15 protein-coding genes are annotated in these 14,263 nt (G+C 60.8%); 13 read left to right on the forward strand and 2 right to left on the reverse strand.

The window, feature by feature from the left end; genetic code table 11:
- Nucleotides 1–26: 26 nt before the first annotated feature.
- The gene (locus tag HU737_RS04745) at nucleotides 27–1,691 is read right to left on the reverse strand and encodes an electron transfer flavoprotein-ubiquinone oxidoreductase (RefSeq protein WP_186555691.1); all 1,665 of its coding nucleotides are present in this window, start codon (nucleotides 1,689–1,691) and stop codon (nucleotides 27–29) included.
- Between the two features lie 543 nt (nucleotides 1,692–2,234).
- On the opposite strand from HU737_RS04745, the gene HU737_RS04750 reads away from it, so the two are divergent.
- From HU737_RS04750 to HU737_RS04790, 9 genes are all read left to right on the forward strand, one after another.
- Nucleotides 2,235–2,984, forward strand: coding sequence for an electron transfer flavoprotein subunit beta/FixA family protein (locus HU737_RS04750; RefSeq protein WP_186555692.1), 750 nt, complete (start codon nucleotides 2,235–2,237; stop codon nucleotides 2,982–2,984).
- Complete coding sequence (locus HU737_RS04755; RefSeq protein ID WP_186555693.1) at nucleotides 2,985–3,914, forward strand: electron transfer flavoprotein subunit alpha/FixB family protein; 930 nt, start codon at nucleotides 2,985–2,987, stop codon at nucleotides 3,912–3,914. It abuts the gene before it with no gap.
- Nucleotides 3,915–3,990: 76 nt separating this feature from the next.
- Nucleotides 3,991–4,812 carry a substrate-binding periplasmic protein gene (locus HU737_RS04760; RefSeq protein WP_186555694.1) on the forward strand — a complete coding sequence of 274 codons (822 nt, stop codon included), beginning with the start codon at nucleotides 3,991–3,993 and terminating at the stop codon, nucleotides 4,810–4,812.
- Between the two features lie 10 nt (nucleotides 4,813–4,822).
- Complete coding sequence (locus HU737_RS04765) at nucleotides 4,823–5,176, forward strand: DUF4398 domain-containing protein (RefSeq protein ID WP_186555695.1); 354 nt, start codon at nucleotides 4,823–4,825, stop codon at nucleotides 5,174–5,176.
- On the forward strand, nucleotides 5,173–5,982 hold the full coding sequence (locus HU737_RS04770; protein WP_186555696.1) for an OmpA family protein: 810 nt from the start codon (nucleotides 5,173–5,175) through the stop codon (nucleotides 5,980–5,982). Before HU737_RS04765 ends, HU737_RS04770 begins: the two co-directional genes overlap by 4 nt.
- Nucleotides 5,983–6,214: 232 nt before the next feature.
- The gene (locus HU737_RS04775; protein ID WP_186555697.1) at nucleotides 6,215–7,657 is read left to right on the forward strand and encodes an aminotransferase-like domain-containing protein; all 1,443 of its coding nucleotides are present in this window, start codon (nucleotides 6,215–6,217) and stop codon (nucleotides 7,655–7,657) included.
- Between the two features lie 107 nt (nucleotides 7,658–7,764).
- On the forward strand, nucleotides 7,765–8,271 hold the full coding sequence (locus tag HU737_RS04780) for a hypothetical protein (protein ID WP_186555698.1): 507 nt from the start codon (nucleotides 7,765–7,767) through the stop codon (nucleotides 8,269–8,271).
- Nucleotides 8,272–8,387: 116 nt separating this feature from the next.
- Nucleotides 8,388–8,642: a YkgJ family cysteine cluster protein gene (locus HU737_RS04785; RefSeq protein WP_186555699.1), complete on the forward strand. Its 255-nt coding sequence runs from the start codon at nucleotides 8,388–8,390 to the stop codon at nucleotides 8,640–8,642.
- 33 nt (nucleotides 8,643–8,675) lie between these two features.
- On the forward strand, nucleotides 8,676–9,281 hold the full coding sequence (locus HU737_RS04790; protein ID WP_186555789.1) for an START domain-containing protein: 606 nt from the start codon (nucleotides 8,676–8,678) through the stop codon (nucleotides 9,279–9,281).
- A gap of 71 nt (nucleotides 9,282–9,352) precedes the next feature.
- Here the strand turns inward: HU737_RS04790 and gltA are convergent, their stop codons facing one another.
- Nucleotides 9,353–10,642 (reverse strand): citrate synthase, encoded by a 1,290-nt coding sequence (gene gltA, locus HU737_RS04795; protein WP_186555700.1) that lies wholly within the window; start codon nucleotides 10,640–10,642, stop codon nucleotides 9,353–9,355.
- 351 nt (nucleotides 10,643–10,993) lie between these two features.
- On the opposite strand from gltA, the gene sdhC reads away from it, so the two are divergent.
- The 4 genes from sdhC to HU737_RS04815 are packed head-to-tail and all read left to right on the forward strand — an operon-like array spanning nucleotide 10,994 to nucleotide 14,234.
- Nucleotides 10,994–11,380 (forward strand): succinate dehydrogenase, cytochrome b556 subunit, encoded by a 387-nt coding sequence (gene sdhC / locus HU737_RS04800; RefSeq protein WP_186555701.1) that lies wholly within the window; start codon nucleotides 10,994–10,996, stop codon nucleotides 11,378–11,380.
- Nucleotides 11,374–11,742 (forward strand): succinate dehydrogenase, hydrophobic membrane anchor protein, encoded by a 369-nt coding sequence (sdhD, locus tag HU737_RS04805; RefSeq protein ID WP_186555702.1) that lies wholly within the window; start codon nucleotides 11,374–11,376, stop codon nucleotides 11,740–11,742. The genes sdhC and sdhD overlap by 7 nt, the downstream gene beginning before the upstream one ends.
- Before the next feature lie 3 nt (nucleotides 11,743–11,745).
- Nucleotides 11,746–13,518, forward strand: coding sequence for a succinate dehydrogenase flavoprotein subunit (gene sdhA, locus HU737_RS04810; RefSeq protein ID WP_186555703.1), 1,773 nt, complete (start codon nucleotides 11,746–11,748; stop codon nucleotides 13,516–13,518).
- A gap of 11 nt (nucleotides 13,519–13,529) precedes the next feature.
- Nucleotides 13,530–14,234, forward strand: a complete 705-nt coding sequence (locus tag HU737_RS04815) for a succinate dehydrogenase iron-sulfur subunit (protein ID WP_172231853.1) — start codon at nucleotides 13,530–13,532, stop codon at nucleotides 14,232–14,234.
- Nucleotides 14,235–14,263 lie beyond the last annotated feature (29 nt).

Raw genomic sequence — 14,263 nt, forward strand, 5'->3', positions numbered from 1 at the left:
GGGCTTTTTCATACAGCGCGATGCACTTACATGTTCGGGTAGTTCGGCCCACCGGCACCTTCAGGGGTGACCCAGGTAATGTTCTGGGCCGGGTCCTTGATGTCGCAGGTCTTGCAGTGCACGCAGTTCTGCGCGTTGATCTGGAAGCGCTTGGTGCCGTCTTCCTGGGTGACCACCTCGTAGACCCCGGCCGGGCAATAGCGCTGAGCCGGCTCGTCGTACAGCGGCAGGTTGCTGGCGATCGGGATGTTCGGGTCGGTCAGCTTCAGGTGGCAGGGTTGTTCCTCTTCATGGTTGGTGCTGGAGAGGAATACCGAGCTGAGCTTGTCGAAACTGAGCTTGCCGTCGGGTTTGGGGTAGTCGATCTTCTTGGAGTCGGCCGCAAGCTTCAGGCAAGCGTAATCGGGCTTGGTGTCGCGCAGGGTGAACGGCAGCTTGCCGCCGAACCAGTTCTGGTCGACATAGTTGAAGGCTGCGCCAAACAGCGGGCCGAACTTATGCATGGCCGGGCCGAAGTTACGGCTGGCGAACAGCTCGTCATGCAGCCAGCTGGCTTTGAATGCGTCAACGTAAGTGGTCAGCGCATCGCCGCCCTCGCTATCGGCGATCAGCGCGTCGGCCACTGCATCGGCGGCGAGCATGCCGGATTTCATCGCCGTGTGGCTGCCTTTGATCTTGGCGAAGTTCAGCGTGCCCAGGTCGCAACCGATCAGCGCGCCACCGTTGAAGACCATCTTGGGCAGCGAGTTGTAGCCGCCCTTACAGATGGCGCGGGCGCCGTAGCTGATGCGCTTGCCGCCTTCGAGGTACTGGCTGATCACCGGGTGGTGCTTGAGTCGCTGGAACTCGTCGAACGGCGACAGGTATGGGTTAGCGTAGGACAGGTCGACGATCAAGCCGACCACCACCTGGTTGTTTTCCAGGTGATACAGGAACGAGCCACCGGTGTTTTCGCTGCTGACCACATCCAGCGGCCAGCCGGCGGTATGCACCACCAGGCCTTGCTCATGCTTGGCCGCGTCGATTTCCCAGATTTCCTTGATGCCGATGCCGTAGTGCTGGACGTCGGATTCGCTGTCGAGGTTGAAGCGCTTGATCAGCTGCTTGCCAATGTGGCCACGGCAGCCTTCGGCAAACAGGGTGTACTTGGCGCGCAGCTCCATGCCTGGGGTGTACAGGCCGTCTTTGGGGTTGCCTTCGCGGTCGACGCCCAAGTCGCCGGTGACGATGCCGCGAACCACGCCGTTTTCATCGAACAGCGCCTCTTGGGCTGCGAAGCCTGGGTAGATTTCCACGCCCAGGTTCTCGGCCTGCTGGGCCAGCCAGCGGCACAGGTTGCCCAGCGAGATGATGTAGTTGCCTTGGTTGTGCATGGTCTTGGGCACGAACAGGTCGGGTACCTTGACCGAACTGCCCTGGTCCTTGAGCACATAGATGTCGTCGCGCTTGACCTCGGTGTTCAGTGGCGCGCCGAGCTCTTTCCAATCGGGGAACAGCTCGTTGAGCGCGCGCGGCTCGAACACCGCACCAGAGAGGATGTGCGCACCGACTTCGGAGCCTTTCTCGACCACGCAGACGCTGATCTCGCTACCGGCTTCGGCGGCCTTCTGCTTCAGGCGGCAGGCGGCGGACAGGCCTGCCGGCCCGGCGCCGACAATGACCACGTCGAATTCCATGTATTCGCGTTCCACTGGTTCTCTCCTACTCAAGGCTCATCGCTGTTGCTTGTCTTGTGGGTTTTATCGGTGGGTCACTCGCAGCTATCTATGCTGTAGCTTTGCGGATGGCGGACTACACCGTTTTGTCTTGGCGCGCATTATATCTACACCACTCGGCGGGTCCAATACAAACGTTTGTTTGAATTTGCCGCAGCCCAGTAAAATCACAGGTACGCGGCTGGAGGCTGGCCGATTTGCCGTATTGACCGGGATGGGTGTTACGGTCAAGATACGAGCGGTTTTACGCTCGCCGTAGGCTGACCGTCGGGCGCAGGTGCACCCCTAAAGACCAGGCGTAGAGCAGGGTTTTGAGGCTAAAACCCGTTGTGTAGTGGAGTTTACACGCCACGACAGAAAATGACTCGCGGGTTTTGCCGGCAGGGTCTGAACAAGACTGATTGGTCACTGTGAAGATCGCTCGCCCCGCAACGTTTTTAGAGGTGCCCTTGTACCCACGCGCAATCGCCGGGCCAGCCCCAGGCGACATTCTTTTCACCGGAGAGTAACGAGGAATCCATGAAGGTTCTTGTAGCTGTCAAACGAGTGGTCGACTACAACGTCAAGGTTCGCGTCAAGGCGGACAACTCCGGCGTCGACCTTGCAAACGTCAAGATGTCCATGAACCCCTTCTGCGAAATCGCCGTGGAAGAAGCCGTGCGCCTGAAAGAGAAGGGCGTTGTGACCGAGATCGTCGCCGTCGCCGTCGGCCCGACCGCAGCCCAGGAGCAACTGCGCACCGCGCTGGCGCTGGGTGCTGATCGCGCCATCCTGGTCGAGACCAGCGACGAGCTGAACTCGCTGGCCGTGGCCAAGGCGCTCAAGGCCCTGGTCGACAAGGAGCAGCCACAGCTGGTGATCCTCGGCAAGCAGGCCATCGACAGTGACAACAACCAGACCGGCCAGATGCTGGCGGCGCTGACGGGCTACGCCCAAGGCACCTTCGCCTCCAAGGTCGAAGTGGCTGGCGACAAGCTCAACGTCACCCGTGAAATCGATGGCGGCCTGCAGACCGTTGCGCTCAACCTGCCAGCGATCGTCACCACCGACCTGCGTCTGAACGAGCCGCGCTACGCGTCGCTGCCCAACATCATGAAGGCCAAGAAGAAGCCGCTGGAAACCGTGACTCCAGACGCGCTGGGCGTTTCCACCGCCTCCACCACCAAGACCCTGAAAGTTGAAGCGCCGGCTGCTCGCAGCGCTGGCATCAAGGTCAAGTCGGTGGCCGAACTGGTCGAGAAACTGAAGAACGAGGCGAAGGTAATCTAAATGACTATCCTGGTTGTCGCTGAATACGAAAACGGTGCCGTTGCCCCGGCTACCCTGAACACTGTCGCCGCTGCTGCCAAGATCGGTGGCGATGTCAATGTGCTGGTCGCAGGCCAGAACGTCGGTGGCGTCGCTGAGGCTGCGGCCAAGATCGCTGGCGTGGCCAAGGTGCTGGTTGCCGATAACGCAGCCTACGCCCACCTGCTGCCGGAAAACGTCGCGCCGCTGGTAGCTGAGCTGGCCAAGGGCTACAGCCACGTGCTGGCCCCCGCCACCACCAACGGCAAGAACATCCTGCCACGCGTTGCTGCGCTGCTCGATGTCGACCAGATCTCCGAGATCATCTCGGTTGAATCGGCCGATACCTTCAAGCGTCCGATCTACGCCGGTAACGCCATTGCCACCGTGCAATCGAGCGCTGCGGTCAAGGTCATCACCGTGCGTACCACCGGCTTCGACGCTGTCGCCGCCGAGGGTGGTTCGGCTGCGGTCGAGGCGGTTGCCTCGGCGCACGATGCGGGCAAATCGGCGTTCGTCGGTGAAGAGCTGGCCAAGTCCGACCGTCCTGAACTGACCGCTGCCAAGATCGTCGTTTCCGGCGGCCGTGGCATGGGCAACGGTGACAACTTCAAGCACCTGTATGCCCTGGCCGACAAGCTTGGCGCCGCAGTCGGTGCTTCGCGCGCCGCGGTCGACGCAGGTTTTGTGCCCAACGACATGCAGGTCGGCCAGACCGGCAAGATCGTCGCCCCGCAGCTGTACATCGCGGTCGGCATCTCCGGCGCAATCCAGCACTTGGCCGGCATGAAGGATTCCAAAGTGATCGTTGCGATCAACAAGGATGAAGAGGCGCCGATCTTCCAGGTGGCTGACTACGGCCTGGTCGCGGACCTGTTCGAAGCCGTTCCAGAGCTGGAAAAGCTGGTCTGATTCGCCTGCTTCACTTATAAAGAAGCCCGGCCCTCATCGAGGGTCGGGCTTTTTTTATGGCTGCAAGGAGTAGCGCATGAAGTATCGCGGAACGGGCCCGCTGCTGGCTTGCCTGGCGGCGTTGCTGTCGCCGCTGGCGATGGCGGCGGGTAAATGCGAGCACCTGGTGGCGACCGGCAGCCCGGATGCTCCCCCCTATTCCTGGCAAGACCCAAAAGACCCTCGCCATCTGATCGGCGCCAATGTCGATTTGCTGCGCCAAGTTGCCAGTGAGCTGGGGGTGACGGTCGAAGTGCTACATGCCGGCAAGCGCGATCAGGCCTTGGAAGAAGTGCGCAGCGGGCGCATGGACCTGTTGCTCGACACGCCCATGCAAGTGCAGCAGCTGACCGCACTGGACTACATCCATCCGCCCCTGCAACTGAACGAATACCTGGTGTGGACTCGCCACGATGGCAATGTGCAGTTCGACGGCCCGGCGGACCTGGCCCAGTACCAGGGCAGCCTGTCCGAGCGCGCTCGGCTGACGCCGGCCTTCGATGCCTTCGCCAAGGCCCAGCTCAAGCTGACGCCGTCGCAGAACCTGACCCAGGCATTCCAGAAGCTGGTGCTGGGCCAGGTCGATTATGTGCTGGCTGGCCGCTACTCGGGCATGGCCATGGTGCAGGGGCTGGGCATGGCCAATGACCTGATCGCCCGCGGCCTGCCGGTGGATCGGCCGGGCTTGTACCTGGCGCTGTCGCACAATTCGGCCTGCAACGACAGCTGGTTGCGCGGACAACTGGCTAAAAAGCTGACAGAATTGCCGATCTCCGGTGCGTCCGAGGCTGTCCTGCAACGTAATGTCGAGCGCTGGAAGGCGCAGATGCAGGCGCCGCTGGACGCCCCCAAACAGTAGGAAGATTGCGTTGAGAATCCAACCCTTGATTCTGGCGATGGCCGCACTCGGCCTGGCCGGTTGCGCCAATGACCCGGCGCCCAATGAACAGTTGCGCCTGTCCGAGCAGGCGCTGGAACAGGCCAAGGCGGTCGGCGCCACCGAGCAGGTGCCCGAGCTCAAGCTGGCCGAAGACAAGCTGGCCCGAGCCAAGAGCAACTTGGCCACCGAAGACCATCGCGATGCGCGCATGCGCGCCGAACAGGCCGAGCTCGATGCACGCCTGGCCGAGGCGCGGGTGCTGACCCACAAGAGTGAGGAGCAGCTCGAACTGCTGCAGTCGCGCGTCAAACGCTTGCGCAAACAGCTGGAGGTGCAGCCATGATGCGCTACAAGCCAATGGCCGCGCTGACCTTGCTGGCCCTGGTCGGCTTGCAGGGCTGCGCCAGTCAGCGCAGCGAGTCGGCCCTGGATGAGGCCAGTGCGGCGTTCCAGAAGGTCAAGGACGATTCCAACGTGCTGCGCAGTGCGCCGCGTGATGTGATCCGTGCCGGTGAGTCGCTGGCCCGGGCCGAGCGCCTGTCCAGCTACATCGGCACCGGTGCCGATGTGCGTCACTACGCCTACCTGAGCCAGCGCTACAGTGAGATTGCCGCTGAGCATGCCAAGCTTGCGCTCAATCAGGAGCGTATCGCCAAGCTCGACCTGGATCGCCAGCGCCTGCAACTGGCCCTGCGCGAGGCCAAGTTGGCCAGTGTGCAGCAACAAGGCAAGTGGGTTGAGGCGCAAATCGCTGCGCTGGCCTCCGAGCAGACCGATCGTGGCTTGGTGATGACCCTGGGCGATGTGTTGTTCGATACCGGGCGGGCGGATCTTAAGAATTCGGCTAGCCGCACCGTACTCAAGTTGGTGCAGTTCCTTCAGCTCAATCCGCGTCGAGTGGTGCGAATCGAGGGCTACACCGACAGCACCGGTACTGCGCAAGACAATCTCAAATTGTCGCGTGATCGTGCCCAGTCGGTGGCGGACATGCTGGTCGACCTGGGGGTCGATGAAAAGCGTATCCAGGTCGAGGGCTATGGCGATCAATATCCGATCGAAGCCAATGCCTCGGAGCGGGGCAGGGCGCAGAATCGCCGGGTTGAGATCGTTTTCTCTGACGATAAAGGCAAGCTCGCCGCCCCGCGGTGATCTTGGAGCAGGGTGGGGCGCCTGGCGCCCCTTTGCGGCAGCTCGCCGCGACAAGACGCCTCCCGCCTCGGTTGTTCTGAGCACGACATCGGCGCTTCGAGGCGCTGGTCACGCCACTGTGTTGTCGACTATTCTGCAATCTGTCCCAGTACACTTTGCAACTGTTCCGGTACTCTGCCTCTCAGTGTGTCGCACAACAACAACGACCTGTCCGCGCTTCGAGAACACCGTCATGACCAACCTGCTGCTCTACCAGCGCATCGCCCAGCAACTGGCCGATGACATCCGTCGCGGTGTCTACCAGCCAGGCGAACGCGTGCCCTCCGTGCGCAAGATGAGCGCCCAGCTCAATGTCAGCCATGCCACGGTGTTGCAGGCCTACGCCAACCTCGAAGATCAGGGCTTGATCCGCGCCCGGCCGCAGTCTGGCTACTACGTGCACCAGACTCCCGCCCTGACGGCGCAGACCCCGGATATCGCCCGGGTCGAGCGCCCCGGGTTGGTCACACGTGCCAGCATCATTCAGCAAGTGCTGACCGAGGCCCGTCGCGATGGCGTGTTTCCGTTCGGCGCGGCGGTGCCGCACGTGGATTACCTGCCGGTCAGGGCGCTGCATCAGCAGTTGGCCAAGGTCACCCGCTTTCATAGCCCGCGGGCGTTCAGTTACATGTTCAGCCCCGGCTTTGAGCCACTGCGCCGGCAAATTGCTATTCGCATGCGTGATGCCGGGGTGCTGGTCGATCCGCGTGAAGTGATCGTGACCCACGGCTGTGTCGATGCCTTGCAGATGTCGTTGCGGGTGTTGACCCGACCGGGTGATCTGATCGCCGCTGAGTCGCCGACTTATTATGGCTTGCTGCAATTGGCCGACTTGCTGGGCCTGAAAGTCATCGAGATCCCCAGTGATCCGTCCACCGGGATCAGCCTGGAAGCCTTGCAGCTGGCGGCTAACCAGTGGTCGATCAAGGCCTTGGTGTTGACCGCGCGCTTGAGTAATCCGCTCGGCGGCACCATCCCTGAAGAGCGCCAGAAGCAACTGCTGCGCCTGGCATCGGATTTCGACATCCAGATCGTCGAGGACGATATCTACGGCGAGCTGATGTTCGAGCAGGGTCGGACCAAGGCGCTCAAGGCCTTCGATCGCCTCGATCGGGTGATCTATTGCTCAAGCTTTTCCAAGACCTTGTCGCCGGGTGTGCGGGTAGGCTGGATGATCGCTGGGCGCTATCAGGCCGAGATCCAGCGCTTGCAGACCTTCACTACCCACTCAGCTTGCAGTGTGACGCAGATGGGGGTGGCGGCCTATCTGGAGAACGGCGGCTATGATCGCCATCTGCGCTTCATTCGCCAGGAATACCGCAAGAACCTCAGCGCTTATCAGCTGGCGGTGCAGCAGCACTTCCCCGAAGGTACCCAGATGACCCGGCCTACCGGTGGCTTCATTTTGTGGGTCAGCCTGCCAGGGCGGGTCAATACCCAGGACTTGCACGTGCGTGCGCTGGAGCAGGGCATCAGCATTGCGCCTGGGCTGATCTTCAGCAATACCGAGCAATTCAACCACTGTATTCGCCTGAACTGCGGTATTCCGTGGAACAAAGAGGCGGAGCGCGCGGTGATCACCCTTGGCTTGCTGGCCCATCAGTTGTGCAAGGAATCGACCGGCTCGCTGTTCTAGGCGTTGTGCGCAATGTCGCCCAATGGTGACTTTTCGCACAAAGCCTGTCTTGCCAGATGCGGGCGGAACAGACAGCATACGCATCTTTATGCCAGTACCTGATGTCCATGAAAGCGCTTCGCTCTTTTGCCCTGTTGCTCTGTCTTGCGCCGCTGTGCCTGTCCAGCGGTATGTTGCAGGCTGCCCAGCCGCAAACCAAGGCGGCAGCGGCCAAGAGTGCCCCGACCAAGCCCGCGAAAAAGCCTATCGCGACCAAGACTAACAAGTCCCCGGTCAAGGCTGTCAGTCGCAACAAGGCCAAGCCTGCGGCCAAGGCAAAACGTAAGGCGGTCAGCAAGGCGGTGGCCAAGCCGCTGCCCAAGCCCAAGCTCGACCTGAGTCTGCCCCTGGAAATGGTCAATCAGCTCGAGCCCAACGTGAATACCTCGAAATCCACCGGCAAATCACGGCGCAAGCCTTTGCTGCCGTCGATGTTCCCGCAGACCCCGCCGGTCGATGACAGCCCGTTCCAGCTCAATGGCCGGCTGATCAGCAACGAAATGCAGCTGCAGCTGCGCAATGACAGTCGCCATGATGTCGAAGGGGCGGCCATCGATTTTGAGTTTCGCCAGTAGCCGGAACTGACTGCCAGGTCACGGCAATTTCATCCGGTCAACAATTTCAAACGTATGTTTGAGCGGTTACTATCCAGGGACGTTCGTCCCGTTTCGTTCCAGGGAGTCCTGTTTTCATGAAATGCCGAGAGGGTTGCGGCGCCTGCTGCATTGCCCCTTCCATCAGTTCGCCGATGCCGCGCATGCCCAACGGCAAGCCGGCCGGGGAGCGTTGCCTGCATCTGACTGCGCAGAATCTTTGCGAGCTGTTCGGCCGACCGGAGCGCCCCGCGGTGTGCGGTGGCTTCAAGGCGGATGTGGAAGTGTGTGGCAGTGACAGTGATGAGGCGATCAGATTACTCGGTTGGCTGGAGCAGATGACGGCGGCGTGATTGGCTGGATCTTCGACAACAAGGATAAAGATGATGAGATCGTTCAAGCGTATTGCACTGCTGTGTGGCATGGGTGTCCTGCTGGCGCCTGCCGCCTGGGCCGAGAACTGGCAGGTGGCCAAGGACGAGGAGGGCATCAAGGTGTCCCTCAGTGAGGTCGCAGGCTCCAAGTACAAGGCGTATCGCGGGGTGACCGTGATCAAGGCGCCGTTGGCCAAGGTCAAGGCGTTGCAGGAGGATGTGGTTGGGGCCTGCGCCTGGATTCACGAGTGCAAGTCGCAGAAACTGCTCAAGCACGAAGGTGACCAGAGCTGGACCTATACCCAGTTCAATACGCCGTGGCCAGTAACCCCGCGCGACTCGATCCTGCAAGTGACCACGATTCAAGAGGCGGACGGCAGCTTGACCCGTAAGCTGGAAGAGAAACCGCAGTACCTCCCTGAAGAGCAGGGCTATGTGCGGGTGGCCAAGGTCGAGGGTTTCTGGAAGCTGGTGCCCCAGGGTGACAGCACTGAGGTGACCTACCAGGTGCATACCGAGCCAGGTGGCAGCGTGCCGGCGATGGTGGCCAACAAGTTCGTGGTCGATGCGCCGTTCAATACGCTCAAAGCGCTGCGTGAGCGCGCTGAGAAGCCCTGAGACGGGGCTGCGAACCGGACGAACAAAAAAGGCTGCCCGAGGGCAGCCTTTTTGCGTTCAGCTCGATGAGCTTACTTGCGATCCGTCAGGTTGACGATGTCACGCTGCGGTTCGCCAGTGTACAGCTGGCGCGGGCGGCCAATCTTGTACGGGCTGGAGAGCATTTCTTTCCAGTGCGAGATCCAGCCCACAGTACGTGCCAGGGCGAAGATCACGGTGAACATGCTGGTTGGAATGCCGATCGCCTTGAGGATGATCCCCGAGTAGAAGTCGACGTTCGGATACAGCGAGCGCTCGATGAAGTACGGATCGGTCAGGGCGATCTCTTCCAGGCGCATGGCCAGTTGCAGCTGCGGGTCGTTCTTGATGCCCAGCTCGCGCAGGACTTCGTCGCAGGTCTGCTTCATGACGGTGGCGCGCGGGTCGCGGTTCTTGTAGACCCGGTGACCGAAGCCCATCAGCTTGAACGGATCGTTCTTGTCCTTGGCCTTGGCGATGAACTTGTCGATGTTGGACACATCGCCGATCTCATCGAGCATGGTCAGTACGGCTTCGTTGGCGCCGCCGTGTGCCGGGCCCCACAGTGCGGCGATGCCGGCTGCGATACAGGCGAACGGGTTGGCACCGGAAGAGCCGGCCAGACGTACGGTCGAGGTGGAGGCGTTCTGCTCGTGGTCGGCATGGAGGATGAAGATCCGGTCCATTGCCTTGGCCAGCACCGGGCTGATCGGTTTGATCTCGCACGGGGTGTTGAACATCATGTGCAGGAAGTTCTCCGCGTACGACAGGTCGTTGCGCGGGTACATCATCGGCTGGCCCATGGAGTACTTGTAAACCATCGCGGCCAGGGTCGGCATCTTGGCGACCAGGCGCACCGCGGAGATTTCGCGGTGTTGCGGGTTATTGATATCCAGGGAGTCGTGGTAGAACGCCGAGAGGGCGCCAACCACACCGCACATCACCGCCATTGGGTGAGCGTCGCGGCGGAAACCGTTGAAGAAGGACTTCAGCTGCTCGTGGACCATGGTGTGGTTTTTCACGGTGCTGACGAACTGGGCCTTCTGCTCAGCGTTCGGCAGTTCGCCGTTGAGCAGCAGGTAGCAGGTTTCGAGGTAGTCCGATTTCTCGGCGAGTTGTTCGATCGGGTAGCCGCGGTGCAGCAGGACACCCTTGTCGCCGTCGATATAGGTGATCTTCGACTCGCACGAGGCAGTCGCCATGAAACCAGGGTCGAAGGTGAAGTGACCGGTAGCCCCCAACCCGCGGACGTCGATTACATCGGGACCAACGGTGCCGGTTAAAATGGGCAGCTCGACGGGGGCAGCGCCCTCGATGACCAACTGCGCTTTTTTGTCAGCCATGTGGCCTCCTATTAATGCTAGAAATCATCAGACAGACCCCCCACGCAGGGCCCGCACCACTATAGAGGGATAAATTCGAATGTCAATTTGCCTAAAGGCTGGTTGAAATGCCCTCTAAGCCCTGATTTTTCACGAAATTGTCGCCCATTTACGCCTTTTGCTCGCTAAAGGCAATGCGCTATTTGGGCTAGCCCCTCACGTTGTCATAAGCAGCCTAACTGTCTATACTCGGCAGCCGACCGCCAGGGGCTTGCAAGCCCGACCTGATGGGGGTCGCCGTTCTCTGGGTGGTGGGTACCTGACCAGTACACTTACCAACAACTTTGCCCTGTTAGCTAGGGGCTCTTCAGTGTGAAAAAAGCCGTGAAAAGCCAACGACCTGTAAACCTAGACCTAAGGACCATCAAGCTCCCTGTCACCGCATACACGTCCATTCTTCACCGTATCTCCGGTGTCATCCTCTTCGTGGGTATTGCCATCATGCTTTATGCATTGGGCAAGTCGCTCGGATCCGAGGAAGGCTTCGCTGAGGTGAAAGCGTGTCTGACCAGCCCGCTGGCCAAGCTGGTGACCTGGGGCCTGCTATCCGCCCTGCTGTATCACCTGGTGGCAGGCGTGCGCCACCTGATCATGGACATGGGCATCGGTGAGACGCTGGAAGGCGGCAAGCTGGGCTCGAAAATCGTGATTGTCATCTCCGTGGTGGTGATCGTTCTGGCGGGAGTTTGGGTATGGTAACCAATGTCACGAACCTGTCGCGTTCGGGCCTCTATGACTGGATGGCGCAGCGCGTTTCTGCGGTCGTTCTCGCGGCTTATTTCATTTTCCTGATCGGCTACCTGGTGGTGCACCCGGGCATTGATTACGCCCAGTGGCACATCCTGTTCTCCAACAACGCGATGCGTATCTTCAGTCTGTTGGCCCTGGTGGCCCTGGGCGCTCACGCCTGGGTCGGCATGTGGACCATCGCCACTGACTACCTGACGCCAATGGCGTTCGGCAAGTCGGCGACTGCGATTCGTTTCCTGTTCCAGGCGGTATGCGGCGTTGCAATGTTCGCGTACTTCGTCTGGGGTGTGCAGATTCTCTGGGGTATCTGATCCATGGCTAGCATTCCAACCATTTCCTTCGACGCCATCATCATCGGTGGCGGCGGCGCCGGCATGCGCGCAGCGCTGCAGCTGGCCCAGGGCGGTCACAAGACTGCCGTCGTGACCAAGGTCTTCCCGACCCGTTCGCACACTGTATCCGCCCAGGGCGGCATCACCTGCGCCATCGCTTCGGCCGACCCGAACGATGACTGGCGCTGGCACATGTACGATACCGTCAAGGGTTCCGACTACATCGGTGACCAGGACGCTATCGAATACATGTGTCAGGAAGGCCCGGCTGCGGTCTTCGAGCTCGACCACATGGGCCTGCCGTTCTCGCGTACCGAAACCGGCCGTATCTACCAGCGTCCGTTCGGTGGTCAGTCCAAGGACTTCGGTAAAGGTGGCCAGGCCGCCCGTACCTGTGCTGCTTCCGACCGTACTGGTCACGCGCTGCTGCACACCCTGTACCAGGGCAACCTGAAAGCCGGTACCACCTTCCTCAACGAGTACTACGCCGTTGACCTGGTGAAGAATCAGGAAGGCGCCTTTGTCGGTGTGATCGCAATCTGCATCGAAACCGGCGAAACCATGTACATCAAGTCCAAGGCCACCGTTCTGGCCACTGGCGGTGCGGGCCGTATCTACGCCTCCACCACCAATGCCCTGATCAATACCGGTGACGGTATCGGCATGGCCCTGCGTGCCGGTGTACCGGTGCAGGACATCGAGATGTGGCAGTTCCACCCGACCGGCATCGCCGGCGCCGGTGTACTGGTCACCGAAGGTTGCCGCGGTGAAGGTGGTTACCTGATCAACGCCCACGGCGAGCGCTTCATGGAGCGTTACGCGCCGAACGCGAAAGACCTGGCCGGCCGCGACGTTGTCGCCCGTTCCATGGTCAAGGAAATCATCGCCGGCAACGGCGTGGGCCCGAACAAGGACCACGTACTGCTGAAGCTGGACCACCTGGGCGAGGAAGTGCTGCACAGCCGCCTGCCAGGTATCTGCGAACTGTCCAAGACCTTCGCCCACGTCGACCCGGTCGTCGCTCCGGTTCCGGTTGTCCCGACCTGCCACTACATGATGGGTGGCGTTGCCACCAACATCCATGGCCAGGCCATCACCATGGACGAAGAAGGCAAGGATCACATCATCCCAGGCCTGTTCGCCGTAGGTGAAGTGGCGTGCGTATCGGTTCACGGTGCCAACCGCCTGGGCGGCAACTCGCTGCTCGACCTGGTGGTGTTCGGTCGTGCTGCCGGCCTGCACCTGGAGAAGGCGCTGAGCGACGGCATCGAGCATCTCGACGCCAGCGACACCGACATCGAAGTTGCCCTGAACCGCCTGAACAAACTCAACGAGCGCTCCACTGGCGAAGACGTTGCCAGCCTCAAGCGCGAGCTGCAGAGCTGCATGCAGAACTACTTCGGTGTATTCCGTACTGGCGAATACATGCAGAAGGGTATCGAGCAGCTGGCTGGCCTGCGTGACCGCATCGCCAACGTGAAGATCAACGACAAGTCCCAGGCCTTCAACACCGCGCGTATCGAAGCGCTGGAGCTGCAGAACCTGCTGGAAGTCGCCGAAGCTACCGCCATCGCGGCCGAAGCCCGTAAAGAGTCGCGCGGCGCTCACGCCCGTGAAGACTTCGAAGACCGTGACGACGAAAACTGGCTGTGCCACACCCTGTACTACCCGGGTGAGAAGCGCGTTGCCAAGCGCGGCGTCAACTTTGCGCCGAAGACCGTTCCGGCCTTCGAGCCAAAAATCCGGACTTACTAAGGGTGGCTGCTATGTTGAAAGTCGAAGTTTATCGTTACAACCCCGACACCGACTCGGCGCCCAAGATGGAGTCGTTCGACGTCGATACCGGCGGCAAAGACCTGATGGTGCTGGACGTGTTGGCACTGATCAAGGAAAAGGACGAGGGTTTCTCGTACCGTCGCTCCTGCCGTGAAGGCGTGTGCGGTTCCGATGGCATGAACATGAACGGCAAGAACGGCCTGGCCTGCATCACCCCGCTGTCGGGCGTGGTCAAGGGCAACAAGCTGATTCTGCGTCCGCTGCCAGGCTTGCCGGTCATTCGTGACCTGGTGGTCGATATGAGCATCTTCTACAAGCAGTACGAGAAGGTGAAGCCATTCCTGCAGAACGACACCCCGGCTCCGGCCATCGAGCGTCTGCAGTCGCCGGAAGATCGCGACAAGCTGGACGGTCTGTACGAGTGCATCCTGTGCGCTTGCTGCTCGACTTCCTGCCCGTCGTTCTGGTGGAACCCAGACAAGTTCCTCGGTCCAGCTGCTCTGCTGCAGGCTTATCGCTTCCTGGCCGACAGCCGTGACACCAAAACCCAGGAGCGCCTGGCGTCCCTGGATGACCCGTTCAGCGTATTCCGCTGCCGCGGGATCATGAACTGCGTAAACGTTTGCCCGAAAGGTCTGAACCCTACCAAGGCAATCGGTCACGTACGTAACATGCTGCTGCAAAGCGGCACCTGATTCAAAGCTGTTGCAAGTGCAAGACACCA

The organism is Pseudomonas urmiensis (assembly GCF_014268815.2).
GTDB classification, from domain to species: domain Bacteria; phylum Pseudomonadota; class Gammaproteobacteria; order Pseudomonadales; family Pseudomonadaceae; genus Aquipseudomonas; species Aquipseudomonas urmiensis.

Bases quoted from the DNA above. Each gene is read 5' to 3' on its own strand.
- HU737_RS04750 (WP_186555692.1), top strand. From the start codon at position 2,235: ATGAAGGTTCTTGTAGCTGTCAAACGAGTGGTCGACTACAACGTCAAG.
- HU737_RS04755 (WP_186555693.1), top strand. From the start codon at position 2,985: ATGACTATCCTGGTTGTCGCTGAATACGAAAACGGTGCCGTTGCCCCG.
- HU737_RS04760 (WP_186555694.1), top strand. From the start codon at position 3,991: ATGAAGTATCGCGGAACGGGCCCGCTGCTGGCTTGCCTGGCGGCGTTG.
- HU737_RS04770 (WP_186555696.1), top strand. From the start codon at position 5,173: ATGATGCGCTACAAGCCAATGGCCGCGCTGACCTTGCTGGCCCTGGTC.
- HU737_RS04775 (WP_186555697.1), top strand. From the start codon at position 6,215: ATGACCAACCTGCTGCTCTACCAGCGCATCGCCCAGCAACTGGCCGAT.
- HU737_RS04780 (WP_186555698.1), top strand. From the start codon at position 7,765: ATGAAAGCGCTTCGCTCTTTTGCCCTGTTGCTCTGTCTTGCGCCGCTG.
- HU737_RS04785 (WP_186555699.1), top strand. From the start codon at position 8,388: ATGAAATGCCGAGAGGGTTGCGGCGCCTGCTGCATTGCCCCTTCCATC.
- HU737_RS04790 (WP_186555789.1), top strand. From the start codon at position 8,676: ATGAGATCGTTCAAGCGTATTGCACTGCTGTGTGGCATGGGTGTCCTG.
- gltA (WP_186555700.1), bottom strand. From the start codon at position 10,642: ATGGCTGACAAAAAAGCGCAGTTGGTCATCGAGGGCGCTGCCCCCGTC.
- sdhD (WP_186555702.1), top strand. From the start codon at position 11,374: ATGGTAACCAATGTCACGAACCTGTCGCGTTCGGGCCTCTATGACTGG.
- sdhA (WP_186555703.1), top strand. From the start codon at position 11,746: ATGGCTAGCATTCCAACCATTTCCTTCGACGCCATCATCATCGGTGGC.
- HU737_RS04815 (WP_172231853.1), top strand. From the start codon at position 13,530: ATGTTGAAAGTCGAAGTTTATCGTTACAACCCCGACACCGACTCGGCG.